Raw genomic sequence first — 25,942 nt, 5'->3', positions numbered from 1 at the left:
TCGAGGGTGTCGGCGGAGCCTGAAGCTATTGAACGCCACGCCCAAAGAAAGGGCGAAGCTGAAGGCACCGTGCATTGCCAGTTGCCCTGTACGAGTCAACCAAGTGGCAGCGCTACCTACGACGGAACCCCGTCGGCGGGTGGCCGGTCCAGTGCTTGAAAGCGTGTGAAAAGCTGGCGAGGTCGCTATATCCGAGGTCCGTGGCGATCTCGCTCGCGGACACAGATCCGTCCAGTAAACGAAGAATCGCGTACTCACGAATGACCGACTGGCGCAGTCCGCGATAGGTCATCCCTTCCTCAGAGAGGCGCCGCTTAAGTGTGCTCGTAGAGATGGAGAGTTCGTCTGCAATCCACTGACTTCCACAATCTGCGGGACGCTTCTCTATCAGACGTCTCACCTTGTCCGAATACGAGGCGATTTTACTCCGCTCGTCGAGCCTTCGCTGCAAGTCACTGATAGCGAGTCGATACGCCACGGGGTCAGAGAACCGGCAGACGTGATTGACCGCGTCAACGGGAAAATGCAGAATGGACAGTGAAGCGTCAAATACCAGGCGACCAGCTAACCGATCCTGATCCACGGGCAGACCTTCCGGAGCGGGCCAACCCAGTGAGAGTGTGATGTCTGGTGCATCGCCAACGAGTATATTCAGCAGCCTCAGCAGGACCGCACCACAGTAGGTGACCACTAGGGAGTCTAGGACTCGATCGCCCGTCTGCCCATTGAGCGCGACAGACACTCCGTGTCCACCTGCGTAGAACTGCGCACTCAGGGCTGGGGTTATTAGCGGCAGGTAGACAAGCAATTCCAATATCTCGCCTGCGGAACCTGCGCTTACCAGTGGGACGCTTAATGGTCCGAAGGACGTCAGATGAGCATGCTGGGCGAACGCCAAACCGAGGGTCGTTGCTTGGTCAACGTCGAGGTCGGGCAAGGCTTCCCTGATCCACCGCAGGGGAACTTGGGCGTTGATGGCGAGAAGTGACTCGACGTCGCTTCGCTCACGATCCATGATCTCGCGAAACCGTGCAACGGCGTCTTGCTCCAGAACTGGGCTCTCAAGTAACTGCGCGAACACGAGCGGTGGCACGCCCTCGCGATCAAGATTCATCGCCCCCGCCTTCTGAGCCAAATTAACAAGCTTCTGCCCTCAATCAACCTAGCCGCAGTCGTCGTTGTTAGCAATGCTGTGAGCAGCTATTACCCGAACAACCATGCAGGAGCCAGCGATGACAGTCGTAACCTTCGTCTCACATGAGGGAGAGAAGCACGTGGTGCCCTTAGAGGAGGGGCAGTCACTCATGCGGATCGCCGTCAACAACGCGGTGCCCGGGATTGACGCTGACTGCGGAGGCGAAGCCGCGTGCGGCACGTGTCATGTCATCGTTGATCCGCAGTGGTCCGAACAGGTCGGCCTCTCGGGAGCAAGTGAAGAGGAAATGCTCGCAATGAACCCGGAAAGGCTGCCGACCTCTCGACTGTCGTGCCAGATGACCGCGTCCGCGGATTGGGACGGCCTGGTCGTCCAGGTGCCAGAGTTCCAGATGTAACGACGAAGGGATCAAGAGTCGTGTCAAGCAATCATGTAGAAGTCGGGGACAGAATCCGGTCGGCCATCCCGATGGATCTTCAGATCCGGGGCGCCCATCTGTACGACAGGACTCGGCGCTGGGTGACAAGGACGAATGGGAAGAAGCTCTTCGTAGAGAGTCCCATTCCTCCCGTCGAGGATGTCGAGCTCGCCGACATCGACCTCAGTAATCCCTTTCTCTATCGCCAAGGCCGCTGGCAGTCCTACTATGAGCGCCTGCGAAACGAGGCTCCGGTCCACTTTCAGCCCAACAGTGCGTTCGGGCCGTTCTGGTCAGTGACCCGACATGAAGACATCATCGCGGTCGATAAGAACCATGAGGTCTTCTCCGCCGAGCCGATGATAGTGATCGGGGCCCCGCCTCGTTTTCTCGATATTGAGATGTTCATCGCGATGGACCCACCGCGCCACGACGTGCAGCGAGCAGCTGTGCAGGGGGTGGTGGCGCCGAAGAACCTGCGCGAGATGGAGACGCTCATTCGGTCTCGGGTTCGCGAGGTACTAGACGACTTGCCGGTGAATCAGCCGTTCGATTGGGTCCAGGCTGTCTCGATCGAACTGACAGCTCGAATGCTCGCGACGCTCTTGGACTTCCCATACGAGGAACGTCACAAACTCGTGTACTGGTCAGATATTGCAACTTCGTTCGAGGAAGCGAACGGTGGTCCTGCGGACCTCGACGAGACGTTCGACGGAATGCGCGAGATGGCGAGCGGTCTGAGTTCTCTGTGGTACGACAAGAAGGCTCGGTTAGCAGAGGGGGAGGAACCCGGTTTCGACCTGGTCACCATGCTGCAGAGCAACGAGAACACCAAGGATCTGATCGACCGCCCGATGGAATTCATGGGCAACTTTGTGCTGTTGATCGTCGGAGGGAACGACACGACCCGGAACTCGATGAGTGGTGGCGTTCTGGCGCTGAACCGGTTCCCAGACCAGTTCGAAAAGCTCAAGTCCAACCCTGACCTGATCCCCAACATGGTCTCCGAGATAATCCGGTGGCAAACGCCGCTGGCCTACATGCGCCGAATCGCCAAGACTGACACTATCTTGAACGGTCAGTTCATCCGTAAGGGTGACAAGGTCGTGATGTGGTACGCCTCAGGCAACCGCGACGAGCGTGTGTTCGAGCGGCCCGATGACTTCATCATCGACCGGGCCAACGTCCGCAACCACATCTCCTTCGGGTTCGGCGTACACCGGTGCATGGGCAACCGACTGGCCGAAATGCAGCTGCGGATCCTCTGGGAAGAGCTGCTCCCCCGCTTCGAGAACATCGAGGTCGTCGGCGAACCCGAGTACGTGCAGTCCAACTTCGTGCGGGGTATCAGCAAGATGATGGTGCGCCTCACCCCGAAATCCGGCACATGACATCGCAGCGAGCCCTCATCATCGGTGCCAGCCATGCCGGAGCCCAACTCGCGGCGAGCCTACGGCAGGACGGGTGGAGCGGTGAGATCGTCCTCATCGGCGAGGAGCCCACGGTGCCCTACCAGCGCCCGCCACTGTCGAAGGCGTATCTCGCCGGGAAAACCACCCTCGACGAGATCACCATCCGCAGTTCGGACTTCTACTCCAAGCAGCGAATCCAGCTTCTCAACGCGCACGTGGAGGCGATCGACCGCTCGGCTGGGCACATCGTTATGAGCACCGGCGACACACTGACATACGACAAGCTCGCGCTGTGCACGGGAGCCCGCCCTCGTCAGCTCCGCGTTCCTGGGGCCGATCTCGCCGGGGTCCATTACCTTCGTACCGCCGCAGACGTCGAGTTGATCCGCACGTCCGCCGCCCCCGGGCGGCGGGTGGTGATCGTCGGGGGCGGCTACATCGGACTTGAGACGGCCGCCTCACTACGGGCACTGGGCCTGGAAGTCACCGTGCTCGAGGCGACCACTCGCGTCCTCGAGCGGGTCACTGCTCCCGACGTATCAACGTTCTTCGAGCGGATCCACCGAGAGGAGGGCATCGATATCCGAACGGGCGCCAAAGTCGCAGCATTAGTCGGAGACGATTGCGTCCGGGAGGTCACACTATCTACTGGCGAGTCGATTCCGACTGATCTGGTCATCGTGGGTATCGGTGTTGAACCGAGAACAGAACTCGCCGAGGCGGCGGGCTTGACCCTGAACGATGGTGTGGTGATCGACGAGCACGCCCGAACCAGTGACCCAGCCATCGTTGCCGCCGGAGACTGTGCCAGCAAGTACATCTCTCGATACGGTCGCCGAGTCCGGCTGGAGTGCGTACCCGGAGCAACCGATCAGGCGAAACTCGCCGCGGCTACCCTTTGCGGGAAGTCCAAGAGCGCAGTGTCGCTGCCCTGGTTCTGGTCAGATCAATACGATCTCAAGCTGCAGATCGCCGGTCTCAACACCGGTTACGACGAAGTCGTCCTCAGCGGTGACCCCACCCGGGACCGCGACTTCAGCTGCTTCTACCTCCGTGATGGCGAACTCCTTGCTGCAGACTGCATCAATCGTCCCCGTGATTTCATGCTCAGCAAACAGGTCATCACACAGCAGCGTCCTTTCGTCCGGACCGATTTCGCCCATACGGGTTCTCCCGATTCCTTGCGCAATGGGTAAGCCAGTCCCGAGCGAGACTCGCACGGTCAGCGGCGGAGCCTCGACGAACGGCGCTGACATCCCACTGGCGCAGCAAGAGAGCCCGGTTCGTGCCCGCCTGCCGTTCAGAAAGGAACTCTGATGACTCGCCAGACGCTCATCGAGAACTATCCACATCGGGTCGGGGGGCACTGCGGCTCAGCCGCGATGCGAGACCTCCTGCACTGGCAAGGCCTCGGCTGGGAAGAACCGCCCGATGAAGGTCTCGTCTTCACCCTCGGGGGGTCACTTGGCCTGTCCTACTTGCGCTCGAGCGACCTCTTCCCGCCGCTTTATCTGGTAGGGAGAGACTCCGATTTCGAAGTAAATCTCCCCCATCTACTGGGCGCACAGGTCCAAGTGCTCACGACCGACGATCCCCGAGAAGGATGGTCGTGGATTAGCCAGGAGGTCGATGCCGGAAGGCCAGCCCTGATATGGGGCGACATCGCGGAGTTGCCCTACCTGCGGGTTCGGCTCCAAATGAGTCGCCACGATATCGTGGTAATTGGTTACGACGAGGCGGAGAGGATCGCCTTCGTTGTTGACAACGACCGTGCCGAGGTCCAAAAGGTTCCGTTCGACGCTCTCGCTCGAGCACGGTCGTCGATGTCATTCCCACAACCGACACGTCACACCACGTACCGCATCGCCTGGCCGCATGAGTTACCAGACCTTGCGCAGGTTGCCGCAGCGGCTTTCCGTCAATCGGCAGCGAACATGCGCCACCCAACTCCGCCAGGAGTCGTTGATCTCACGACCGCGGTGAGCGGTTCCGAAGGCTTAGCAGCGGTCGCCCAGCTCGCCGCTGATGTCCGGACTTGGTCCCATCTACCGGCTGACGAACTCGAGATCCTCTTATTCAGCTTGAGCGCCTTCATCGAGAAGGCCGGCACCGGTGGCGGCCTGTTCCGAAAGCTGCTCGCTGACGGCTGCGCGGACGTGGCACGTTTGACCGGTGACCTCGCGACCGAAGATCTCGCCGTAGCCGCCAGACACTGTGCACAGACATGGACGGAGGCCGGCCGAGCCGGGATCGAGCACGAGGTCGATGTGCGTACTCGGCTGGAACGTGTGGCTTCGGCGGTTAGCCTCCTGCCCACGCTCGAGCTTCAACTGGCTGAAGCTCTGGAGTCAGCTTCGCGATCGCTTGCAGCAGCCTGACTAATCGGGAAGTCAAAACTGGACGGTAGAAGTTCCGGCCGCACTCAGACTGCAGCGGATGGCTCGCCGCCGCTCGCACCGAAACGACCGGGCTCTAGGGTTGCCTCGCCACCTCCCCGGCGACCTCGGCGATCGAGCGGTCACACCCATCCGACAAGAAGAAGCCCCGATTTAGCGAGATCCGACGGCGCCAGGGCGGTTCAGATCGTGGCCGAACTCGGCCTGGATGGGTTCGCCTCCCTGCTTGCGGGCAGCAAGAAAATCATCAACGAGTTGCACGCATCCGTCGTGGTCGACCGTGCAGAGCCCAGTAAGGCGAGCGAACACGACGGGACCCAGGAGTTGAACGATCGCGAAGGTGGTGTCGACGTTGCCGAGCTGTGCTCGAACGTCAGGATGTGTGAGGATGCGGTCAAAGGGCTGCCGGTACTCCTCGATGACTCGACTACGCAGTGAGGTGATCGCGGCCGAATCGGCAGGATCGCCGCCGACTGATCCGATTGACAGCCAAGCCAGAGTCGTAATGTTCAGCGGCGCCTGGTCAATCAGGTCGGCTTGGGCCGTGAGAAGCGCGATGAGTTGGTCGCGTACCGACCCACTGTCGGCAGAGACCTCGACGCGAGGCAACAGCCGCTCGAAGGTCGCCGCAAGCAACTGGGCGGTCCCGCCGAAATGCCGATAGAGCGTGGCCCGCGCAACCTTTGACATTCGAGTGACCGCCTCGACGGTAACCGCCTCTACACCGCCAGTGCTCAGGAGATGCGTGGCAGCGTCGAGCAATCGTTTTCGTGAGCGCAGCAGTCGCGGATCGAGCTGATCGTCGTCCGTAGCGGGCCGGTCAGCACTCCAGTCGTTCACGCTCTCCCCTTCGGCCGACGGTCACTTCTCGTCCAAGCTAACCTGTCCAGCCAGCCGGATACTGTGATACTACTTGTCTCAGACCAAGACCGACCATCTCACAGCAAGGGGCCGGCGATGCACTCACCCCAACAGACCATCACCGAGTCATCCCGGTGGACCCGAGCCGAATGGTGGATGCTCACGGTGTCGTGCCTAGCCGTGGCGTTGGTGGTCGCGGCCATGGCCGCGCTGTATTCGGCATTACCGGAGATTGCGGTAGAGACTGGAGCGACGCAAGCCCAGCTGACCTGGATCGTCGACGGCTACACGCTGGTACTGGCGTGCCTGGTCCTGCCCGCTGGAGCGATCGGTGACCGCTATGGCAGACGCGCAGTTCTCGTAATAGGCCTGGCGATATTCACCATGGCATCCGCACTTCCCCTGCTCCTGTCTGACCCGGCCTGGTTGATCGCTGCGCGAGCGATTGCCGGGGCGGGCGCTGCACTGGTAATGCCCTCGACGCTATCGATTCTGACTGCTGGTTTCGCCGCCGTTCATCGCGGCCGAGCAGTAGGTGTGTGGGCTGGAGTCGCCGGCTCCGGAGCAGTGTTAGGCATCCTCGGCGCCGGGGTGCTGCTTGAGCGCTGGTCGTGGGTGTCGGTATTTGTCGGACTGACCGCAGCGGGAGCCCTACTGGCCGCGCTGGCATGCACGATCGCTGAGTCCAGCCAGCATGATCACCCTCCCGTGGACTGGGTGGGCGCGGCGGCAGCTGCAGTCGCGGTTGCGGGAATCGTATTCGCCACGATCGAGTTTCCCGCGCGGGGCTGGGCCGACCCGATCGTTCTCGCCAGCGCCGGGGCCGGCATGTTGGCGACAGCCTTTTTTATCCTGATTGAGCTGCGATCCTCGGCCCCCTTGTTGGATGTTCGGTTGTTCGCCAAGCGCGGCTTCAGCGCCGGCTCGTTGTCGGTGGCCATCCAATTCTTGGTCACTTTCGGGGTATTCCTACTCCTGGTGCAGTACCTGCAACTGATCCTGGGATACGGACCGCTGGCCTCGGCGTTGGGATTGGTGCCGATGACGGTCCCCCTGATCGTGATCTCTGTGATCGCCCCCCGACTGTCACAGCGATTCGGACTACGAGTGATGACCGTCGCCGGTCTGGCGACCATCGCAGTTGGCCTGATGCTGGTCAGCCGGATGACCGTCGATGCACGTTACCTCGACCTGCTATGGCCGCTGTTGATCATGAGCGCAGGGCTCGGACTATGCACAGCCCCAGCGACCTACGCGATCATCGCCGAAACTCCGGAGAGCAAACACGGGGTCGCCGCCGCAGTCAACGATGCGGCCCGCGAGATCGGCGCTGCGATGGGGATCGCAGTGGCCGGCAGTGTGCTGGCCGCCGGATACACCCGCCACATCCAACCCGCCCTGCCTCAGTTACCCGAACCTGCCCGCGGTCCGGTCTCCGACTCCCTGGCCGCCGCCCTAGAGATCGCCGCACAAGCCGGACCAATGGCGCAACCATTGGTCGACTACGCCAAAGAGGCATTTGTCAACGGCAGCAGTCAGGCCACACTTACGTTGGCAATCCTCACCGCCGCAGCCGCAGTCTTGCTAGCGATCCTTGCCCCGGGCACTGCTCCGCGTGACCACAAGACCACGGCCAGTTCCACAGCACCGGCACACCGGGACAGCGTCGGATAGGTGGCCCGTCCGGCTTCCGGCTGCACTGACTCGTGCCTGGAGAAACTGCGCAAGGTCAGCAAGAACCGCGGTCACTTCCCGAGTGCAGAATCTCGGCGGTCGCGCTGCTGTGGCTAGCGATACCCACCATCTTCAGGGCGGGGGTCAGTGGCTGATGCGTCCACGCTGTGACTGCAGGGTGGGCGGTAGCAGCCGTTCGGCGACCGCGCCGGTGATGGCGGCGAAGACGGCTTTGTGAAGGATGTCCACGGCCTGCTCACTCGCGGGCCAGGTCGACGGCGGCGCTCCGACTCCGGTGGCGTTTTCCACGGTTTGGTCAAATCCCAGCCGGACGGCGGTGTGCCACACGGTCGCATGAACTCCTCGGATCCCGGTGGCCGCCCACACGCCGCGAATAGCACCCAGCGCCGCGCCGGTGCTGAAGTGCATGAGGTGGTTCCACCCGTCCGGGCGGTCGTCGTCGCCAGGCTTTTGGCCCAACAGCGTGAGCAGGGCGCGCGCCGGGACGTACGAGTTCGGCCTGCCCGTGATCGCCTGTTCGGCTTTCTCGCCGATGACCATCAATCCGGCCCCTACTAAGCCGGCCACCGCTCCGGTTCCGGCCGCTCGGGCAACATGGACTGCTCGGTTCTGGGTCATACTGCTCACTCCTTCGATGCTGTGGATATGCGGGCCTGTGGGAAGGGATAACTACGAGAAGGATTGCGGGACAGTAGCTGTACTGACCACGGACGTTGTGTCACCGGTCGGCATGGCGGGCTGACATGAGGAAGACCTCCGTGTGAGGTGTGAAAGCGACCAAGCAAACACATCCACAACGGAGGTCTTCGTGTCCCACGCTAACGCCCCGCTGACTCCGACGGGAAGACTGCGTCTGGCTCGGTGTGTCGTCGTCGACGATTGGGTACCGCGGCGAGCGGCGGAGCGGTTCGGTGTCTCGGTCACCACCGCCCGCAAGTGGGCCCGCCGGTACCGGCAGCTGGGCAAGGCCGGCATGGTCGACCGCTCCAGCCGCCCGCACCACAACCCGACCCAGACGCCGCGGCGGCGGGAACGCCGCGTGCTCGGTCTGCGCGTATCCCGCCGGTGGGGCCCGGCCCGGATCGCCTACCACCTGGGCATGCAACCGTCCACGGTGCACAAGATCCTGTCCCGCTACAGCTGCGTCAGGCTGGCATTCACCGACCCGGCCACCGGCGCGCCCGTCCGGGCGCACACGCGGCGCCCGCGTCGCTACGAGCACGAGGCGCCGGGCGATCTGGTGCATGTGGACATCAAGAAACTTGGCCGCATCCCCGACGGAGGCGGGCACAAGGTCTTGGGCCGGGTGAAGGGAAAGCGTGACCGCAAACGCGGGATGGGCTACTGGTACATCCACAATGCCGTCGACGACCACTCACGCCTGGCCTACAGCGAGCTTCTAGAAGACGAGCGCAAGGAGACCGCGGCCGCGTTCTGGCACCGGGCCCACGCCTACTTCGCCGACGCCGGGATCACCGTGCGGCGGGTGCTGACCGACAACGGCTCCTGCTACCGCTCCCACGCCTTCGCCGAGGCCCTCGGAGGCAATATCACACACAAGCGCACCCGCCCGTACCGCCCGCAGACCAACGGCAAGGTCGAGCGCTACAACCGCACCATGCTCGAAGAATGGGCCTACGCCACCGCGTACGTCAGCGAATCCGACCGCGCGGCTCGCCTACCCGCATTCCTGCACCACTACAATTTCCACCGCGGCCACACCGCGCTACGAGGCGCCTCACCCGCAGACCGCGTACACAACCTGCGTGGGCAGTACAAGTAGCCCGCGTTGAGGGCTCGCTCGCGGATACCAGCCACTGAACAGCAGGATGAGCAGAGCCAAGTCGATGACCTCGCCGCCGTAGAACATCAGTTGCGCGCCAATCCGCGCGCTGGCCGGATCCACGCCGGTCGGCGGGTGTCCGTATAGCCACCTACCGAGCATCGAGTGAGCGGCGATGAACAGCACCAGCACCACCGCCGGCGGCGTAGGTGGCCCGTTCGTGGACGAACTCCACGCTCGCGCCCTTGGCGGTGATCTCACCCACGATCTGCTTGAGGTCGACCAGGGAGCGAGCGAGTCGGTCCATCGAAGCAACAACAAGCTCGTCACCGTCTCGCAGGTACCCGATGCACTCAGCGAGCTTCTCTCGGCCAGTACGCGATCGCCCCGACTCCTTTTCTACATAAATCCGGTCGCACTCCCCCACCGCTTGGAGCAGGCGAGCTTCGTTCTGGTCGGCGGCGGACACTCGCACGTACGCCACCCGCTGTCCGCGTGGCCGTGACGATCGGCGGGCCGGCTTCTGTTTCCCCTCGACGATGTTCTCCGAGTCCGTCGTCTCCACGCGCAAGCCCCAGTCCAACTCGTCTCGGCGACGGAACCGTGTCTGGACCTTCCCGCGGCTGACGATGAGGACCTCTTCGCCACCGTCACCCGACCGCCCCCGCAGCGTCCCAATCCGCTCCGCTATCAAAAGGCCCCTCCGCCGAGTCTGTGTATCAATAGACTCTAGATTGTACGGGACCGCGTGTCATAATTAGGCATACCCACCCTGCGACACAGCGTCAATGCCTGTGGCTTTCGCCGTTATATGGCGGGGTTCTGTCGACGCTCTGTGGCGGCATCTGCTCATGGCGATACACGCGAGCACCGGTCTGGTCACAGATAGCGGCAGACGGTCGTGGTGTCGCATTTGGTGGGGTCGCTGGTGGTGGCACTGTGGTGAAGGTGCGCGACGGTGTGTCGCAGTGCTTGCAGGTCGGCGATTTGGCGGTCCAGGTCGCCCAGGTGGGCTTCGAGCAGGGCGTGCACGTGCTGGCAGGGTGCGACTCCGGCGTCGCGGATGTCGAGGATCTCGCGAATCTGGGCCAGGGTGAGCCCAGCGGTGCGGCCGCGGCGAACGAAGTCCAGGCGCGCCAGGGCCGCAGGGGTGTAGTCGCGGTATCCGTTGGCGGTGCGCTCAGGCGCAGGTAGTAGGCCGGCTTCTTCGTAGAAGCGCAGCGTCTTGGTTGTGGTGCCGCTGGCCACGGCCAACTCACCGATGCGCACAGTGGCCCCTTTCTCGGCTCTCGTCCATGTTCGCCTTGACCTTCCCCTGCGCTGGAACGTCCACTATGGACGCTGAAGAGGGGTCACGCGAAGGAAGGTGGGCAAATGGGTGTGGACTACGACGTCGATCTGGCCGTGATCGGCTCAGGAGGCGCGGCGATGTCCGCCGCCATCGCGGCCAGCCAGGCCGGTAAGAGCGTCGTGCTGGTTGAGCGCGGTGTTCTGGGCGGGACGTGCGTGAACATCGGCTGCGTGCCGTCCAAGACGCTCCTGGCGGCCGCCGGGGCCCGGCACGCCGCGCTCACCAATCCCTTCAAAGGTGCCCCAACGTCAGCCGCACCGGTGAACCTCGGCGATCTGGTGGCCCAGAAGGACGCACTCATCGAGCGCCTGCGTGATGCGAAGTACGCCGATGTGGCCGCTGCCTACGGCTTCCAGGTCCGCCCAGGCCAGGCCAGCTTCCTGGACGGGGACACCCTGGCCGTCGACGGCCAGGCGCTGCGGGCCCGGGCCTATCTGGTCGCCACCGGTGCCACCCCCGCCATCCCGGAGGTGGTCGGTCTCGACTCTGTGGACCGGCTGACGTCCACCACCGCGATGCAGCTGACCGAGCTGCCTGAGTCCCTGGTCGTTATCGGTGGCGGGTACGTCGGGATGGAGCAGGCCCAGCTGTTCGCTCACCTCGGCACCCGGGTCTCTGTGGTCGGGCGTCTGGCGCCGCACGCCGAGCCGGAGCTGGCCCAGAGACTTCGGGAAGTCTTCACCGACGACGGCATCACCGTGGTCGAAGAGCGCGCGACCACTGTGGCCCGCGAACCAGGCCCCGCAGGAGAGGTGGTGGTGACCACGGACTCGGGCGAACAGGTGCGCGGCGCGCAGGTCCTGGTGGCCACCGGACGCCTGCCCCGCACCGACGGCCTGAACCTGGCCGCTGCCGGTGTGGACGTGGACGAGCGCGGCTTCGTCGTGGTCGACCAGACCCAGCGCACCTCCAACCCGCGCGTCTGGGCCGCCGGTGACGTCTCGGGGGCTCCCCAGTACGTCTACGCCGCCGCCGCCGGCGGTCGGGCCGCCGCGCTCAACGCCCTGACCGAGGACAGGTACCCGCCGGCAGCTCGGGTCGACTACGCCGGCTTTCCTGCGGTCGTGTTCACCCGGCCCCAGCTGGCCTCGGCGGGGTTGACCGAGGACGAGGCCCTCACCCGAGGGCACGCGTGCGACTGCCGCGTCCTGGACCTGTCCGATGTCCCCCGGGCGCTCGTCCAGCACGACACCCGCGGGGCGGTGAAGCTCGTCGCCGACGCCGTGAGCGGCAAGGTTCTGGGCGTGCACGCTCTGGCGGACGGGGCCGGGGAGATCATGCTGGCGGCCACCTACGCCATCAAAAGCGGCATGACCGTCGACGATCTGGCCGACACCTGGGCGCCGTACCTGACCATGAGCGAAAGCCTGCGCATCGTGGCCGGCCTCTTCCGAAACCAGATGCCGACGTCATGCTGCGCCTGAAACCCGCGGCCCCAGCGGGGTGGACGAGGGCTCCCGCGGCGGCCCGCCTGGCGCCGTGAATGTGCCTTAAAAACCTACAGTCTTATGCAACGCCGATGGGACGAGCCAACCCGCAGCCGGTTCGCGGGCCGACTGCCGTGGCCTGCGCCTCGGAGAGTCATCGCGCCGGAAGGGGTCTGTGGAAGACAACTACTTGGGATCTGTGGGACACAATCACGACATGAGGTTGGTGGAACACTCCCGTGCTAGCGCCCCGAAGCGCTCACCCCTTGGAGTACTCACGCTGGCGTTAGCCGCGTTCGCCATCGCTATGGCAACCCTTCAAACGGTTCTTCCAACATTAGTCGACGTCGGAGACTCCGAGCTCGGCCTTCTCGACGTTACACAGCTTGCCATTGTTGGAATGTCGTGGTTCACACTGACAGCAGCTGCCATCCGACCAAGTGCAGTGCGGATAACAGCACTGACCACTGCGCTAGTATTCTGCGCGATTATTCTAGCTCCAGCCATAATAGTGGCAGCTATGTATCGGGCCTGGCTCGCTGTCGTGGTAGCTCTAGGCGTCCCGGCAGCCATAGCTGCCGCCGTAAGGTCAATTATAGCCTGTCGCGGTAGCCATAGTCGAACGTCGCCTCGATAGTGGCGTGAAGAACTCGTCGTCACCGAAGACCTTAGTGAGGTGAAGGAAACGCGGCGCGCACACATATCGGATCGCTCTGAGTCGCACCGTGACCCCCGGGAGTTGATCGGCAAGGCTTGCGGCGATCGCGTGGCCCTCGCGGTACCAGGCCACCGGGTCCACATCGTCGGCCCACTCCGGCAAGGCGAAGCCTCCATTTGGCAGGCCGAGATCGGCGCTGGCCCCATCGTCATCTCGTCCGTAGCCGAGGAAGCCACGGTGCCACTCCTCGTTCCACTGCCGGAGCCGGTCCTCGAGCTGCGAGGTGAGCCCGAGGCTGCGCGGGGTCGGAAAACCCCCGGGACCCGGACCTGTGCGGAGCCGAGGGGGCTGGTGGTACGGCAGCCACCCGTCCCACAGGCCCCACTCGACCCCGTACTCAGGCATTAGCTTTAGCGTCCCCGGCACATCCGGATCGGGCTCATTGCCGGGCATCCGCCAGCCGTGCTCACGTCTAAACTGACCGGTCACTGCGCAGACGTAGCCCAGCTGATCGGCGGCGAGCTCGCACACCACATACTGTTCCGCGCAGCAGAACACAAAATGCTCCGGAAAGTGCTGACCGAGGCGCTCGGCCAGGGCGTGGCCGCGGTCGAGCCAGTCCATCTCGTCGAAGCCGTTCGTCCACACGGGCTGATCAACCGGACGGTCACCGAGGTGACGGAAGTGAGTCTTAAACTGGTCGATCCAGTCTTCGATCTCGTTGCGCAAAGCCTGCGGAATCTGCAGATCTGCCGCCACCCCCTGGTCGTACCCCGGATGACCGGGAGGGAACACGTCAGGGGAGGCGGTGATGTAAGGCCGGTAATTGATGACCGGGTGGAGCGCGAGAAGGCGGCGGTTGAACGGACCCGGGTCTACGGGAACCCGGCACGCCGCACGACACAGGTGCGACGCACGCAGCCCGTGGAAGGTTCCATCCGTCGAGACACGCATCAGCCGAGAGTATCCCGCACGGGCTGGGACTTGTCAGCGACGGGAACGGGGGTTAGACCGCCGCGACGGCTCTCCGAGCACGGAACCCGAGCGCAGTGACTCAGTCGAGGAGCACCCCTGCGAATCCGACCACCAGTGCCGCCAGCACGCCCACGGCGAGACCAGCGGCAACAGCGTCCAACACGGCCCCACGTCGCACTAGGACACCCGCCCCGGCTCCCGCCAGGCCGATCACCACAATGCCAATAAAGAACGAGAACACCGTCATGAACAGCAACATCGAGAACGCCGCGGAGACCGCATCATCAACCGTGCCGCCGCTGATGCCCACCATGACGATCGGGAACTTCCACACCCAAGCCACCACGCCCGCCGCTACCGGAGCCATCAAGACTGACAGCCCGGAGCTAATCAAAACGTTCCGGTCTTCTTTCTCCATCAATCCGAAGGTAGCCCCTGCTAGGCAAGTGCCGCGGTGACCGTCCCAGTTCGTTGGGTGCGGGACGGTTTGAATGAACCTGTCGGAAGATTGTCGTTGGAGTCAGTTGCCAATGACGAGGATGCTGGCCGCTGCCTCGATGACGTCGTCGGTGATGGTCTCGAGTTGGTTGATTCTGAGAACGCGCGTGATTTGAGGGAAGAGGCGTTCCAGGAGTCGGAAGTTCCCGCGGGTGATTCGTTCGATGGCGGCGATGGCTTGGGCGTCGGTGAAGTCGTCGGGGTCGAGAGTGCGGCCGAGGCGTTTCCAGTGACGATCGAGGACGAAGAGGAGTTCGTCTTTGCCAAGTGCTCGGTAGCGGTGTGAGAAGCCGAGGCGGCTGTAGAGCTGGGGATAGTGGCGGAAGCGTTGGTCGATGCCTGGCATTCCGACGAGGATGATTGCCAGGTGGCGGCGATCATGTTCGTCGCGGAGTAGTTCCAGAGCTGTTGCGGTGAGTCGTTCCGCTTCGTCGATGATGAGCAGCTCGACCCAGCTGCTGACTTTGAACGTTCGGGAGTTGGTGGCCTTGCCGATGCTGCGCTGGTGTTCGTCGATGCAGATGCCGATTCTGGTCTGTAGGTGGTCGATCTCGTGCATGAGGATCTTGGGTCTGCAGATGACTTCGGGGGTATAGAACACCGTGCGGGAGCGGTTCGCGGTGGCGAAGTATTTTGCGTCATCGTCGCTTCGCGGTCCCCATTCAGTGATGAACGGTTCGATGGTGTCCCAGTGGGCGTATCGGCGTGCTGACTGAGTCTTGCCGACGCCGGCGTCGCCGTGGCAGATGCCGATCGTGTGTTCTTTGCGTACCGCACTGGCGAACTCGGCGAACCTGCGGTGCTCTTTGGTGACGATGAAGTTTGGAGCCATCATTCGTCCTCTTCGTACGTGCGCAGTTTTGACCGGCGAGCGCTCGGCGCAGTCGTGCGCGGTTCGGTTCGGGCGGCGACTCGTGGGACGCGGTCGTTGATGTCTTTGCGCAGTTGGCGCCGGCGGGCTCGGCGTGCAGCCTCAACTTCTTGCAGGCTTGCCCGTTGGTTCGGGTGCGCTTCGTCGATGGCGACGCAGAGGAAGGTGTCATGGTCGTAGACGCGGACCTCGGAGATGTCGCGCGGGTCGTAGCGGATCGTCAGCGGGCGGCCAACGAAGGGCGCCAGTGTTGGTGCGAGGTAGCGCCGGCCTTGGAAGTGGATGCCGTCGCGTTGCATTGTGCGGTGTTTGGGCACCGTCAACAGCAATCCGTCGAGTTCATCGAGGGATTCGGGCATGCGTGGCATCCACCCGTCACCGATCCACGCTTTCTTCGGGCTCGTGCCGATCTCCCGGTGGGTCCGCTCGTTGTAGGTGGCGATGAAACCGCCGATCGCTTGATCAAGCGCAAGTAGATCCAGAGATGGTTCCGGTGCCTTTGCCCCTAGTGCGAGGTGTCCGGGCAGGGCAGCCAGGAGCTCGGTGTTGACTGTGCCGAAGAACCGTTCGATCTTGCCTCGGCCTTGCGGGCGCCCGACGGTGGAAAAGATGAGGCGGATCTTTAGCGATATCGCGGTGTACTCGAGGTGGCGGCTGGTGAAGTCGCTACCGTGATCTACGTAGAGGACGTCGGGTAATCCGCACATCGACCAGGCCGGGTCGGTCTTGCGCCAGATCGCCTGCCGGAGTGCCAATGCAGTGTTCATCGCCGATGGCGACCCAGTGAAGACCATGTACCCGCAGGCAGCGCGCGAGTAGTCGTCCATCACCACCGTCAGCCAGGGTCGCTCGGGGGTGCCGCTGGCGCCGGTGATGAGGATGTCGAGTTCGGTGTGATCGGCTTGCCACGTCGCATTCGGGCGTTCGGCGCGATGGCGGAACACCAGTTCGTGGCGGTCCCGATAGGAAGCTGGCCCCTCCAGGGCCAGCGTCACCATGCCAGGGTCCAGAGTGTGGACGATGGCCCGGACCGTGGCATAGCTGGGCGCCGCTAACTCCAAGCGCCCCGCCTCCGCCGCGACAAGGCGGTGCAGGGTGGCGATCCCAGGGCGGGGGCGGGTAAGCGCAAGGCGCTCGAGGAACGCAACCAATTCCGTCGGGGTGCGCCGGGACCCAGCATCGCGTCGTGGTCGCGACTCTAACGCCGCGATGCCGCCGGTCTTGTAGAGCTGGTGCCAGCGTTGCAGAGTGCGCAGCCCGGTACCGGTATCGCGGGCCAGGGTCGTCAGCGAGATGCCGTCCTCGACGTGAAGTCGGAGTATGCGCCACCGCTGCGGCCCGTCCATGTCACACCTGTTGGGAGGCCATGTCGCGATGGCGGGCAGCTTGCTGGTGTCGGTACAGCGTGGCGCGAGACCACCCAACCAGCCGGGCGGCCTCTTCGGCGGTGCGGCCCTTGGCTCGGGCGTCTCGGGCGATGTCGAGTTTCTCCGCAATCACCGCCGGGTCAACAGGTGGCCGGCCAAAGCGGGTGCCGCTCTGCTTCGCCGCAGCGATGCCGGCGTTGACTCGCTCGGTGATCAACTCGCGCTCGTACTCGGCCAGAGTCGCGAGCATGCCCAGCATCAGCCGACCGGAAGTGGTCTCCGGGTCGATGCCGTCCGAGAGCGACCGGATCTTCACGCCCTTGTCCCGAAGCAGGTTCACGATGTTGAGGACATCGATCAGGGATCGGCCGAGCCGATCAATGCGCCACACCACGACCGTGTCACCGGACTCGACGTAGTCCAACAGCCGCTTCATCCCCGGGCGTTCAATCGCGGTCCGGCTCCCCGAGGTCACATCCGCAAACACGTCCCGCTTCTGCACTCCGGAATCCACGAGTGCGTCCAACTGCAATTGCGCGTCCTGACTCGCGGTGCTCACGCGGGTGTACCCCAAGAGCCTCATGACTCGATTATGACTCACAAACCCCTACCGAGCACCACCCTGCGACACTTTGCATTGAGACGACTTCACGAGACGCGACAGGCGCCCATCGGCCCATGAAACGGTCTCGAGCTATCGGGTCCCACCTGATGTCTCATTAACCTTTAGGTTTTTAAGGCGTTGTCACAACAGTTCAGCAGACGCTGTATAGTTCAGCAAGTGCTGACTATTGTTTCGCGTGTGGATGTGATGAACCGGTTAGGGCGGGCGATGGCCGACCCGACGCGGTCCCGGATATTGCTGACCTTGCTGCAGCAGCCGGCCTACCCGGCGGAGCTGGCCCGCGATTTGGAGCTGACACGGTCGAACGTGTCGAACCATCTGGCATGCCTGCGCGACTGCGGGATCGTTGTCGCAGGGCCCGAAGGCCGCCAGACCCGGTACGAGATCGCAGACCCGCACTTGGCGCGGTCGCTATCCTCCTTGGTCGAGGTCACCCTCGCGGTCAACGAAAACGCCCCATGCTTGGAGCCCGACTGCTCAGTGCCGGGTTGTCACGCCACGGAGGTGCAGGCGTGATCCTGTCCTCGGCCCTGCAGGCGATCGGCCTGTTCATTGCCACCAATATCGACGACATCATCGTCCTGTCGCTGTTTTTCGCCCGCGGAGCAGGCCAACGCGGAACCACCGCACGCATTCTGGCCGGCCAGTATCTTGGCTTCGTCGGCATCCTCGGCGTCGCTGTGCTCGTCTCCCTGGGCGCGGGAGCCTTCCTGCCCCCGGGGGCCATCCCTTACTTCGGGCTGATCCCACTTGGCTTGGGACTGCGGGCCGCGTGGCAGGCCTGGCGCGGGGACGATGATGACGACGACGACGCAAAGATCGAGGGCAAGAACGTCGCCGTGTGGACCGTGGCCGGCGTAACGTTCGCCAACGGCGGCGACAACATCGGCGTCTACGTCCCCGTCTTTCTCAACGTGGGCACGGGAGCCGTAGTTGCCTACTGCATCGTGTTCCTGGTGCTGGTGGCGGGACTGGTGGGCCTGGCCAAGTTCGTCGCCACCCGCCGACCGATCGCCGAAGCACTAGAGCGCTGGGAACATATCCTGTTCCCGACTGTCCTGATCGGCCTGGGCGCCTTCATCCTGATCAGCGGCGGAGCATTCGGACTCTGACAGAACCGACGCAAACCCCACCACGCACCCGTGAGCCGCCGACTCGCTCTAATTCTTCCGGCCAGAACGCCCGATTGGTACGTCGCCGCCAAGAAGTAACCACAGAAGACCGCCACAAAGCGATCAAGTCCACATCAATGCCCAATCCTCGACCGTGTCGTAAGGGTGTACCCCACAGGGGACGTGACTACGCCTCGATGCTGGCGAGCGCAGCTGAAGCCTCTCCGATCCTCACGGGTCTCGCAGCTGGCGTTCCTGGCGAGCCACGCGGCCCTTCGCCGATACCGTTGCGTCGGTTCGGGCTTCCTGGCGGCCGGAGGACACTGTCTGTTGCCCGCTGCCTTCGGCCTATCCGTTCAGCCCCGCCGCTTCGACTCTCGCTCCGGGCTCGACGCGTACAACCACGATTCCGCTTCGCCCGGCCGCACCAGCGCCGGTCCCACGAGGATCACCGCTGCCTGGCGCAGGCCAGCCGCCTCCACCGCTGCCGCGATGTCAGCGAGAGTGCCGCGCAGCTCCACGCGGTGCGAGCGGCTCGCGTTGGCCACCACCGCCACCGGGCAGTCGGCACCGTGCGTGGGCACCAGACGCTCGGCCAGCTCACGGATCCGGGTGATCGCCAGGTGCAGCACCAGCGTGGCGCCGGTGGCGGCGAAGTTCTCCAGTGACTCCGTCGACGGCATCGCCGTCGACCGAGCCTGAACGCGGGTGAGCACCACCGACTGCACCACCTCGGGAACCGTGAGCTCCACCCCCAGCTCGGCGGCGGCCGCCGCATAGGCCGGAACACCAGGAACGACGTCCCACGGCACGCCAGCCGAGTCGAGCCGGCGAGTTTGCTCGGCGAGAGCCGAGTACAGCGACGGGTCACCCGAACACAGCCGAACCACCTCGAGCCCATCGGCGTGAGCGGCGACGATCTCGCCGATGATCCCGTCGAGGTCCAGATGCTGGGTGTCCACCAGCCGGGCCTCGGGTCGGCAGTGGTCGAGCACACCGTCGTCGAGGTACGTCCCCGCGTACAGGCAGACGTCGGCCTCGCGCAGGGACGCAGCCGCGCGCAGCGTCAGCAGATCAGCGGCGCCGGGGCCGGCTCCTACGAAGTGAACGGTCACGAGCTCTCCCCTGTTTCCGAAGTATCAGCCGCAGCGACGAATGGCTTCACGGCCGCCCACTGCACCACCGCACGGGCGGGGGCCCAGCCGGCGAACCGGCCGATCGAGTCCGCGTGCTCGACCTGGATCCTGGTCAGCTCCCCGCCGAACTCGGCGCGGGCGTCGACCACCACGCGCTCGGTCTCCAGAGTCACCGCATGCGCGACCAGCCGTCCGCCGGGACGAAGTGCGTCCCAGCACTGTCTCAGCAGGCCAGGAGCAGTGCCGCCTCCACCGATGAACACCGCGTCCGGCCGCGGCAGACCGTCCAGAGCCTGGGGCGCCCGTCCGTGGACGACCTCCAACGACGGCACCCCCAGCCGCACGGCGTTGCGCGCGACACGCGCCGCCCGCTCGGGATCGGCCTCCACCGCGATCGCCCGACATGACGGGTGGGCGCGCATCCACTCGATGCCCACCGACCCGGCGCCGGCGCCCACGTCCCACAGCAAATCACCGGCCATCGGTGCGAGCCGCGACAGGGCGGAAGCCCGCAGGTCGCGGCGGGTGAGCTGGCCGTCGTTCTCGAAGGCGTCGTCGGGCAGGCCCGGCACCAGTCCGAGCGGTCGGGCGGACGCGTCGGCCACGCACTCAACCGCCAGGACGTGCAGGGCGGGGGCCTCGTGATCGACAGCCCAGTCGCGCGCCGCGCGGGAAAACCGGGCCTCGGTCGGACTCCCCAGATCGGCGAGCACGGTCATCTCGCTCCCCCCGTATCCGGCGCCCCGGAGCGTCGCGGCGACCTCTCCCGGCGTGTTCCGATCCGCCGAGAGCACCAGCACCCGCCGCCCCGGCGCCAGCTCACGGGGCAGCGCGCGGTGGTCGCGCAGCACCGCCACGGACTCGGCCGGCCACCGCATCCTGGCGCGGGCCAGCGCGACCGAGGACACCGCCGGGAGCACCTCCACCGCGTCCGCGCCGAGCAGCTCGATCAGGGTGGTGCCGATCCCGGCGACCAGCGGATCGCCCGAGGCCAGGGCCACGATCGACCGCCCGACCCACCGCTGGAGCAGCTCCGGCAACCCGTCCCGCAGCGGCCGCGGCCACGGCACGCGTTCGGCCGTCACCTCGCCCGGAATCATCGCCAGATGACGCTCGCCGCCGAGCACCACATCGGCGCCCATGATGGCGCGACGGCGGGCCTCGTCGAGCCCCGCCCACCCGTCGCCGCCGATGCCGACGACCACCACCCGTGCATTCATGACGCGGAACCCTACCGCGACACCTGAGGCGCCCCGGGACAGGCCGTTGGGCTAGCCTCGGCACCACACAACCGAACAGACCCCACAGCACGAGGTGCCCCACGACCGCGAGAGCGGGCGGAGGGGAGAATCAGGGAAGCCGGTGAGAATCCGGCACAGGGCCCGCTACGGTAACCCGGCCTCTCAGGCGATCGCGCCCCGCGCGCACATCCGAGATGAGCCGGGAAGTCCGGAGACCGGCCTCGCGCTGACCAGCCTGGCAGACGAGAGCGGGAGCCCCCATGCCACTGCACTACCCCTTCAGCGCTGTCGTCGGTTCCGACGACATGGCGCTGGCCCTGACCCTGACCGCGGTGTCCCCGGCGGTCGGCGGCGTGCTGATCCGCGGCGAGAAGGGCACGGCCAAGTCCACGATGGTCCGCGCCCTCACCGGGATCCTGCCGGAGGTCGAGGTCGTCACCGGCGACCGCTTCTCCTCCGCACCTGACGACCGCGGTTCCGAGACCCCGGACGGGCGTATCCCCCACGACGCGCCCACCGAGCGGCGGCCGGTCCGCCTGGTCGAGCTGCCGATCGGGGTGTCCGAGGACCGCATCACCGGATCACTACACCTGGAGAGTGCGCTCGCCGATGGCGTGACCGTGTTCCAACCGGGCCTACTCGCCCGCGCACACCGCGGACTGCTCTACGTGGACGAGGTCAACCTGCTCCACGACCACGTGGTGGACCTTCTGCTCGACGCCGCCGCGATGGGCCGGGTGACCGTGGAGCGCGACGGCATCTCGGTGGAGCACGCCGCGCGCTTCGTGCTGATCGGCACCATGAACCCCGAGGAGGGTGAGCTCCGGCCCCAGCTCCTGGACCGCTTCGGCCTCACCGTGGAGGTGGCCGCGCCCCGGGACCCGGAGCCGCGCGCCGAGGTGGTGCGCCGCCGGATCGCGTTCGAGGCCGACCCGGCGGGATTCGTCGCCGCCCACGCCGCCGACGAGGCCGCAGTGCGCGAGCGGATCGCCGCCGCGCGGCGCGTACTCGACCGGGTGAGACTGACCCCCTGGGCGCTGTCCACCATCGCCCGGGTGTGTGCGGGCTTCGACGTGGACGGCATGCGCGCCGACATCGTCACCGCCCGCACCGCCGCCGCCCATGCCGCATGGCAGGGCCGGACCCGGATCACCCGCGAGGACATCCGCGTCGCCGCGCGCATGGCGCTGCCCCACCGCCGCCGTCGTGCCCCGTTCGATGCGCCGGGCCTCGACGAGGACCTGTTGGAACGGCTCCTGGGCGACGACGACGAGCCCGATCCCGACCCCCGGGACGAGACCGCGCCGGCCGAGGACGCCGAACAGTCGGAGTCCGCAGACGAGTCCGCGTCGGCAGACACCTCGGATGCCGAGTCCGCCCCGGCGCGGGCCTCGGCCGAGGACGCCGGGCACGAGCACGCACCCGAGCAGACCGAGCAGACCGAGGACAGCCCCGACGCTGCCGACGCCTCCGGCACCGCGGGCACCGACCAGGCGGACGGCCACTCGGACGACGACGCCGACAGCCGAGCCGACGAGCTGCCCGGCGGACACGCCGCGGAGGACACCCCCGGCGACGGCTCGCGGTCCGACGCACCCGGGCCCATCCCGCCCGAGCCGGGCACAGTCAACGCGGCCGCGGCGCCGTACCGCACCCGCCTGCTCGCCGTCGCCGGTACCGGCCAGGGCGCGGCCGGCCGCCGGTCGAGGGCCATCACCAGCACTGGCCGCCGCATCGGCGCGGGCGCGTTCACCGGGGCCGACCTGCACCTGCCCGCCACGATCCGCTCCGCCGCGCCGCAGCAGTCCGCCCGGGGTCGCGAGGCCGGCCGCAACGGCGGTCGACTCCGGCTGGCCGCCGAGGACCTGCGCTCGGCGGTGCGCGAGGGCCGCGAGTCCAACCTCGTGCTGTTCTGCGTGGACGCCTCCGGCTCTATGGCCGCCCGCACCCGGATGGAGCAGGTCAAGACCGCGATCCTCTCCCTACTGCTGGACGCCTACCGCCGCCGCGACAAGGTGGGACTGGTGACCTTCCGCGGGTCCGCGGCCCACGTGACCCTGCCGCCCACCTCGTCGGTCGACATCGCGGCCACCCGCCTCGCGGAACTCCCGGCGGGCGGCCGGACCCCACTGGCCGAGGGACTGCTCACCGCCGCCGAGGTCCTGCGCATCGAAGGCGTCCGCGATCCGCGGCGGCGGGCCCTCCTCGTCGTCGTCACCGACGGCCGCGCCACCCACGGCCCGGACGCCCTCGCCCGGTCCCGCACCGCGGCGACCGGGCTGGCCTCCCTCGGCGTGGCCTCGGTGGTGGTGGACTGCGAGACCGGCCGCTTCCGGATGGGCCTGGCCTCCGAGCTCGCCGGGCACCTGGGCGCTGAGCACGTGCCACTGGGCGAGGTCACCGCCGAGGGACTCACCGACACGGTCGGCGTTCACACAGCCCGCGCCCGCACCGCGCGCCCCCGGGGCGTCGACCCCCGGAACGAGGTGGCCTGATGCCCAAGGGACAGCCGGAGATCGTGCCCGACGACGGGCTCAGCACCCGGCAACGCCGCAACCGGCCGCTGGTCATGGTCCACACCGGGCCCGGCAAGGGGAAGTCCACCGCCGCGTTCGGCCTGGCGATGCGCGCCTGGAACCAGGGCTGGGACATCGGGGTGTTCCAGTTCGTCAAGTCCGCCAAGTGGCGCATCGGCGAGCAGACCGTCATGGAACACCTCGCCCGCCTGCACGCCGAGACCGGCGAGGGCGGGCCCGTCGAGTGGCACAAGATGGGCTCGGGGTGGTCGTGGTCGCGCAAGGACGGCACCGAGGACGACCACGCCGCCGACGCCGCCGAAGGATGGGCCGAGATCAAACGCCGCCTGGCCGACGAGCGGCACGACCTCTACCTGCTCGACGAGTTCACCTATCCCATGAAATGGGGCTGGGTGGATGTCGACGACGTGGTCGCCACCCTCGCCAGCCGCCCCGGCCGGCAACACGTGGTGATCACCGGCCGCGATGCCGACCCCCGGCTGCTCGAGGTCGCGGACCTGGTCACCGAGATGACCAAGGTCAAGCACCCGATGGACGCCGGGCAGAAGGGTCAGCGGGGCATCGAATGGTGACCGACCTCCCGCGGATCGTGGTGGCCGCGCCGGCGTCGGGGCACGGCAAGACCACCGTCGCGACCGGCCTCATGGCCGCGCTGCGCCGCACCGGGCTGGAGGTCTCGGGGCACAAGGTGGGCCCCGACTACATCGACCCCGGGTACCACGCCCTGGCCACCGGGCGGCCAGGCCGCAACCTCGACCCGCACCTGGTGAGCGCGGAGCGGATCGTGCCGCTGCTGCTGCACGGCGCGGGGGCGGTCAACCGGCCCGGGGGGCGGCCCGCCGACGTCGCGGTGATCGAGGGCGTCATGGGCCTGTACGACGGGCACATCGGCGGCGACGGGTTCGCCTCCACGGCCCACGTCGCCGCGCTCACCGGGGCCCCCGTCGTGCTGGTCGTGGACATCTCCCACGCCTCGCGCAGCATCGCCGCGGTGGTGCTGGGGATGGCCTCCTACGACCCGGCCGTGCGCATCGCCGGGGTGGTGCTCAACAAGGCCGGCTCCGTCCGCCACTCCGATGAGGTCCGCCGCGCGCTCGCCCCACTCGGCATCCCGGTGTTGGGCGTCCTCCAGCGCGACGACGACGTCACCGCCCCCTCCCGACACCTCGGCCTGGTCCCCGCCGCCGAACGCCCGGAGGCCGCGCGCTCGCTCGACCACCTGGCCGGGAAGGTGGCCGCGTCGATCGACCTGGAGGCCGTCATGCGGATCGCGCGTGAGGCGCCGCCGCTGGCGGGCGGGGCGTGGTCGGCGCGCGCGGCGCTGGAGGGCGTCGGCACTGGTCATGGGGGCGCCTGCCGTGGCGCCCCGGGGGATGGCCGGGCGCTTGGGGTCGACGACGACGAGGTGCGCCCCCTCATCGCCGTGGCCGGTGGCCGGGCCTTCACCTTCCGCTACGCCGAGACGGTCGAGCTGCTCGAGGCGGCCGGCTGCTCGGTCGTGCCGTTCGACCCGCTGTCCGACGAGGCACTGCCCGACACCGCCGGGGGGATCTACCTCGGGGGCGGGTTCCCGGAGGTCCACGCCGCGGACCTCGCCGCCAACGAGCCGATGCTGCGGGCGCTGCGCGCGGCGACGGCCGCCGGGACGCCGACCGTCGCCGAGTGCGCGGGCCTGCTCTACCTCTGTCGCACCCTCGACGGTGTCCCCATGGTCGATGCTGTTGACGCCGACGCGGCCATGGCCCCGCGGCTCACGCTGGCCTACCGCCGGTCGACCGCGGTCGCCGACAGCGTCCTGGCGACCGCCGGCACCGAGGTCACCGGCCACGAGTTCCACCGCACGGCCGTCAACCCGCCCGCCGGCGCGGCGGGCGCGGCGGGCTCTCACGCGGGCGTACCCAGCACGGGCGGACCGGGAGCGGCTCCCGCCTGGACCAGCATCGCCGGACCGGAGGGCTTCGTCCACGGGTCGGTCCACGCGTCCTACCTGCACACGCACTGGGCGGGGCATCCGGCGCTGGCGGCCCGGTTCGCGGCGCAGGCTCGGCAGTTCGCCCGGTTAGCGGACCGCGGAATGGGCACGGCCGCCGAGTTGGTCTGACTCCGCGACGACGAGCGCGCTATCCGACGACACCAGCCGCTCAGACCGCGCTCGCCGATACACATCCCGTCTGTGCTCGTTCCTGAGAACGAGGACCTCTCTGGCGTCGTCGTCGATCCGATACAGGATGCGATAGGTCCCGCGACGGGCGGAGTACACGCCGCTCAGCTCCCTCCGCAGTTCCTTGCCCACTCGCCGCGGGTTCGCGATCAGTGGTCCGGTGAGGAATTCGACAACCGCCGCGGCGATGTTCTCCGGAAGGCCCCGCTGGATCGCCCGAGCCGCGGGTGGGGCGACGACGAGCCCGTAGCCTTCCACCGCG

The 25,942-nt window shown here is 66.5% G+C and carries 25 protein-coding genes and 1 riboswitch; of the genes, 12 read left to right on the top strand and 13 right to left on the bottom strand.

The features are described 5' to 3' along the window. Positions 1-112: 112 nt before the first annotated feature. Positions 113-1,114 carry an AraC family transcriptional regulator gene (locus AB5G72_RS06485; RefSeq protein WP_120283061.1) on the bottom strand — a complete coding sequence of 334 codons (1,002 nt, stop codon included), beginning with the start codon at positions 1,112-1,114 and terminating at the stop codon, positions 113-115. Positions 1,115-1,232: 118 nt separating this feature from the next. On the opposite strand from AB5G72_RS06485, the gene AB5G72_RS06480 reads away from it, so the two are divergent. The 4 genes from AB5G72_RS06480 (at position 1,233) to AB5G72_RS06465 (ending at position 5,364) form a co-directional block, all read left to right on the top strand. After that, positions 1,233-1,553, top strand: a complete 321-nt coding sequence (locus AB5G72_RS06480) for a 2Fe-2S iron-sulfur cluster-binding protein (protein ID WP_067718080.1) — start codon at positions 1,233-1,235, stop codon at positions 1,551-1,553. Positions 1,554-1,624: 71 nt separating this feature from the next. Beyond that, a complete protein-coding gene (locus tag AB5G72_RS06475; RefSeq protein WP_067718083.1) occupies positions 1,625-2,965 on the top strand; it encodes a cytochrome P450 in 1,341 nt (446 codons plus the stop codon). Next, positions 2,962-4,182: an NAD(P)/FAD-dependent oxidoreductase gene (locus tag AB5G72_RS06470; protein ID WP_120283051.1), complete on the top strand. Its 1,221-nt coding sequence runs from the start codon at positions 2,962-2,964 to the stop codon at positions 4,180-4,182. Before AB5G72_RS06475 ends, AB5G72_RS06470 begins: the two co-directional genes overlap by 4 nt. Before the next feature lie 120 nt (positions 4,183-4,302). Then, entirely contained in the window at positions 4,303-5,364 is a 1,062-nt protein-coding gene (locus AB5G72_RS06465; RefSeq protein WP_063972865.1) for a BtrH N-terminal domain-containing protein, read from the top strand. 171 nt (positions 5,365-5,535) lie between these two features. Here AB5G72_RS06465 and AB5G72_RS06460 read toward each other — a convergent pair whose 3' ends face one another. Beyond that, positions 5,536-6,222 (bottom strand): TetR/AcrR family transcriptional regulator, encoded by a 687-nt coding sequence (locus AB5G72_RS06460; RefSeq protein ID WP_120283053.1) that lies wholly within the window; start codon positions 6,220-6,222, stop codon positions 5,536-5,538. 117 nt (positions 6,223-6,339) lie between these two features. Here AB5G72_RS06460 and AB5G72_RS06455 point away from each other — a divergent pair, with 117 nt between their 5' ends. Then, complete coding sequence (locus AB5G72_RS06455; protein WP_031264631.1) at positions 6,340-7,917, top strand: MFS transporter; 1,578 nt, start codon at positions 6,340-6,342, stop codon at positions 7,915-7,917. Positions 7,918-8,061: 144 nt separating this feature from the next. Here AB5G72_RS06455 and AB5G72_RS06450 read toward each other — a convergent pair whose 3' ends face one another. Beyond that, positions 8,062-8,556 carry a hypothetical protein gene (locus tag AB5G72_RS06450; RefSeq protein ID WP_120283057.1) on the bottom strand — a complete coding sequence of 165 codons (495 nt, stop codon included), beginning with the start codon at positions 8,554-8,556 and terminating at the stop codon, positions 8,062-8,064. A 190-nt stretch (positions 8,557-8,746) separates the two neighbouring features. Between AB5G72_RS06450 and AB5G72_RS06445 the strand changes: the two genes are divergently transcribed. Next, on the top strand, positions 8,747-9,721 hold the full coding sequence (locus AB5G72_RS06445; RefSeq protein ID WP_120283059.1) for an IS481 family transposase: 975 nt from the start codon (positions 8,747-8,749) through the stop codon (positions 9,719-9,721). A 151-nt stretch (positions 9,722-9,872) separates the two neighbouring features. Here the strand turns inward: AB5G72_RS06445 and AB5G72_RS06440 are convergent, their stop codons facing one another. Next, the gene (locus tag AB5G72_RS06440) at positions 9,873-10,196 is read right to left on the bottom strand and encodes a recombinase family protein (protein WP_372504398.1); all 324 of its coding nucleotides are present in this window, start codon (positions 10,194-10,196) and stop codon (positions 9,873-9,875) included. A gap of 404 nt (positions 10,197-10,600) precedes the next feature. Further along, positions 10,601-10,990 carry a heavy metal-responsive transcriptional regulator gene (locus tag AB5G72_RS06435; protein WP_007928756.1) on the bottom strand — a complete coding sequence of 130 codons (390 nt, stop codon included), beginning with the start codon at positions 10,988-10,990 and terminating at the stop codon, positions 10,601-10,603. Between the two features lie 105 nt (positions 10,991-11,095). Between AB5G72_RS06435 and merA the strand changes: the two genes are divergently transcribed. Further along, positions 11,096-12,496, top strand: a complete 1,401-nt coding sequence (gene merA / locus AB5G72_RS06430) for a mercury(II) reductase (RefSeq protein ID WP_017838447.1) — start codon at positions 11,096-11,098, stop codon at positions 12,494-12,496. Positions 12,497-13,088: 592 nt separating this feature from the next. Here the strand turns inward: merA and AB5G72_RS06425 are convergent. The 5 genes from AB5G72_RS06425 to AB5G72_RS06405 form a co-directional block, all read right to left on the bottom strand. Next, positions 13,089-14,111 (bottom strand): hypothetical protein, encoded by a 1,023-nt coding sequence (locus tag AB5G72_RS06425; RefSeq protein WP_440221269.1) that lies wholly within the window; start codon positions 14,109-14,111, stop codon positions 13,089-13,091. A gap of 100 nt (positions 14,112-14,211) precedes the next feature. Next, complete coding sequence (locus AB5G72_RS06420) at positions 14,212-14,550, bottom strand: hypothetical protein (RefSeq protein WP_179526390.1); 339 nt, start codon at positions 14,548-14,550, stop codon at positions 14,212-14,214. Positions 14,551-14,652: 102 nt separating this feature from the next. Beyond that, entirely contained in the window at positions 14,653-15,465 is an 813-nt protein-coding gene (locus AB5G72_RS06415; protein WP_440221268.1) for an AAA family ATPase, read from the bottom strand. Continuing rightward, complete coding sequence (locus AB5G72_RS06410; RefSeq protein ID WP_179526392.1) at positions 15,462-16,847, bottom strand: Mu transposase C-terminal domain-containing protein; 1,386 nt, start codon at positions 16,845-16,847, stop codon at positions 15,462-15,464. Before AB5G72_RS06410 ends, AB5G72_RS06415 begins: the two co-directional genes overlap by 4 nt. Before the next feature lies 1 nt (position 16,848). Then, positions 16,849-17,451, bottom strand: coding sequence for a recombinase family protein (locus tag AB5G72_RS06405; protein ID WP_119193479.1), 603 nt, complete (start codon positions 17,449-17,451; stop codon positions 16,849-16,851). A gap of 198 nt (positions 17,452-17,649) precedes the next feature. On the opposite strand from AB5G72_RS06405, the gene cmtR reads away from it, so the two are divergent. Together cmtR and AB5G72_RS06395 are read left to right on the top strand one after the other, a co-directional pair. After that, positions 17,650-18,009 carry a Cd(II)/Pb(II)-sensing metalloregulatory transcriptional regulator CmtR gene (gene cmtR / locus AB5G72_RS06400; protein ID WP_440221267.1) on the top strand — a complete coding sequence of 120 codons (360 nt, stop codon included), beginning with the start codon at positions 17,650-17,652 and terminating at the stop codon, positions 18,007-18,009. Beyond that, entirely contained in the window at positions 18,006-18,605 is a 600-nt protein-coding gene (locus AB5G72_RS06395; protein ID WP_120283016.1) for a cadmium resistance transporter, read from the top strand. Before cmtR ends, AB5G72_RS06395 begins: the two co-directional genes overlap by 4 nt. A gap of 356 nt (positions 18,606-18,961) precedes the next feature. Here the strand turns inward: AB5G72_RS06395 and AB5G72_RS06390 are convergent, their stop codons facing one another. Further along, the gene (locus tag AB5G72_RS06390; RefSeq protein WP_120283019.1) at positions 18,962-19,720 is read right to left on the bottom strand and encodes a cobalt-precorrin-4/precorrin-4 C(11)-methyltransferase; all 759 of its coding nucleotides are present in this window, start codon (positions 19,718-19,720) and stop codon (positions 18,962-18,964) included. Continuing rightward, positions 19,717-20,961, bottom strand: a complete 1,245-nt coding sequence (cbiE, locus tag AB5G72_RS06385; RefSeq protein WP_120283022.1) for a precorrin-6y C5,15-methyltransferase (decarboxylating) subunit CbiE — start codon at positions 20,959-20,961, stop codon at positions 19,717-19,719. The genes AB5G72_RS06390 and cbiE overlap by 4 nt, the downstream gene beginning before the upstream one ends. Before the next feature lie 75 nt (positions 20,962-21,036). Continuing rightward, a riboswitch (cobalamin riboswitch) is annotated at positions 21,037-21,220 on the top strand. Between the two features lie 22 nt (positions 21,221-21,242). Here cbiE and AB5G72_RS06380 point away from each other — a divergent pair. The 3 genes from AB5G72_RS06380 to AB5G72_RS06370 are packed head-to-tail and all read left to right on the top strand — an operon-like array spanning position 21,243 to position 25,620. Beyond that, on the top strand, positions 21,243-23,477 hold the full coding sequence (locus AB5G72_RS06380; RefSeq protein WP_440221266.1) for a VWA domain-containing protein: 2,235 nt from the start codon (positions 21,243-21,245) through the stop codon (positions 23,475-23,477). After that, a complete protein-coding gene (cobO, locus tag AB5G72_RS06375; protein WP_440221265.1) occupies positions 23,477-24,091 on the top strand; it encodes a cob(I)yrinic acid a,c-diamide adenosyltransferase in 615 nt (204 codons plus the stop codon). Before AB5G72_RS06380 ends, cobO begins: the two co-directional genes overlap by 1 nt. Further along, the gene (locus AB5G72_RS06370; RefSeq protein ID WP_440221264.1) at positions 24,085-25,620 is read left to right on the top strand and encodes a cobyrinate a,c-diamide synthase; all 1,536 of its coding nucleotides are present in this window, start codon (positions 24,085-24,087) and stop codon (positions 25,618-25,620) included. The genes cobO and AB5G72_RS06370 overlap by 7 nt, the downstream gene beginning before the upstream one ends. Here the strand turns inward: AB5G72_RS06370 and AB5G72_RS06365 are convergent. Next, positions 25,579-25,938: a type II toxin-antitoxin system RelE family toxin gene (locus tag AB5G72_RS06365; RefSeq protein WP_440221263.1), complete on the bottom strand. Its 360-nt coding sequence runs from the start codon at positions 25,936-25,938 to the stop codon at positions 25,579-25,581. The two genes, AB5G72_RS06370 and AB5G72_RS06365, sit on opposite strands and share 42 nt — an antisense overlap. Positions 25,939-25,942 lie beyond the last annotated feature (4 nt).

This window comes from Dietzia sp. MNB45 (genome assembly GCF_051994785.1).
Classification (GTDB): Bacteria; Actinomycetota; Actinomycetes; order Mycobacteriales; family Mycobacteriaceae; genus Dietzia; species Dietzia kunjamensis.
This window is presented reverse-complemented; position numbering and strand designations above follow the sequence as displayed.

Coding starts and splice junctions, on each gene's coding strand:
- AB5G72_RS06420 (WP_179526390.1), bottom strand. CDS start 14,550: ATGGAGAAAGAAGACCGGAACGTTTTGATTAGCTCCGGGCTGTCAGTC.
- AB5G72_RS06450 (WP_120283057.1), bottom strand. CDS start 8,556: ATGACCCAGAACCGAGCAGTCCATGTTGCCCGAGCGGCCGGAACCGGA.
- AB5G72_RS06480 (WP_067718080.1), top strand. CDS start 1,233: ATGACAGTCGTAACCTTCGTCTCACATGAGGGAGAGAAGCACGTGGTG.
- AB5G72_RS06455 (WP_031264631.1), top strand. CDS start 6,340: ATGCACTCACCCCAACAGACCATCACCGAGTCATCCCGGTGGACCCGA.
- AB5G72_RS06370 (WP_440221264.1), top strand. CDS start 24,085: ATGGTGACCGACCTCCCGCGGATCGTGGTGGCCGCGCCGGCGTCGGGG.
- AB5G72_RS06415 (WP_440221268.1), bottom strand. CDS start 15,465: ATGATGGCTCCAAACTTCATCGTCACCAAAGAGCACCGCAGGTTCGCC.
- AB5G72_RS06485 (WP_120283061.1), bottom strand. CDS start 1,114: ATGAATCTTGATCGCGAGGGCGTGCCACCGCTCGTGTTCGCGCAGTTA.
- merA (WP_017838447.1), top strand. CDS start 11,096: ATGGGTGTGGACTACGACGTCGATCTGGCCGTGATCGGCTCAGGAGGC.
- AB5G72_RS06465 (WP_063972865.1), top strand. CDS start 4,303: ATGACTCGCCAGACGCTCATCGAGAACTATCCACATCGGGTCGGGGGG.
- AB5G72_RS06380 (WP_440221266.1), top strand. CDS start 21,243: ATGCCACTGCACTACCCCTTCAGCGCTGTCGTCGGTTCCGACGACATG.
- AB5G72_RS06470 (WP_120283051.1), top strand. CDS start 2,962: ATGACATCGCAGCGAGCCCTCATCATCGGTGCCAGCCATGCCGGAGCC.
- AB5G72_RS06405 (WP_119193479.1), bottom strand. CDS start 17,451: ATGAGGCTCTTGGGGTACACCCGCGTGAGCACCGCGAGTCAGGACGCG.
- AB5G72_RS06425 (WP_440221269.1), bottom strand. CDS start 14,111: ATGCGTGTCTCGACGGATGGAACCTTCCACGGGCTGCGTGCGTCGCAC.
- AB5G72_RS06410 (WP_179526392.1), bottom strand. CDS start 16,847: ATGGACGGGCCGCAGCGGTGGCGCATACTCCGACTTCACGTCGAGGAC.
- cobO (WP_440221265.1), top strand. CDS start 23,477: ATGCCCAAGGGACAGCCGGAGATCGTGCCCGACGACGGGCTCAGCACC.
- cbiE (WP_120283022.1), bottom strand. CDS start 20,961: ATGAATGCACGGGTGGTGGTCGTCGGCATCGGCGGCGACGGGTGGGCG.
- AB5G72_RS06475 (WP_067718083.1), top strand. CDS start 1,625: ATGGATCTTCAGATCCGGGGCGCCCATCTGTACGACAGGACTCGGCGC.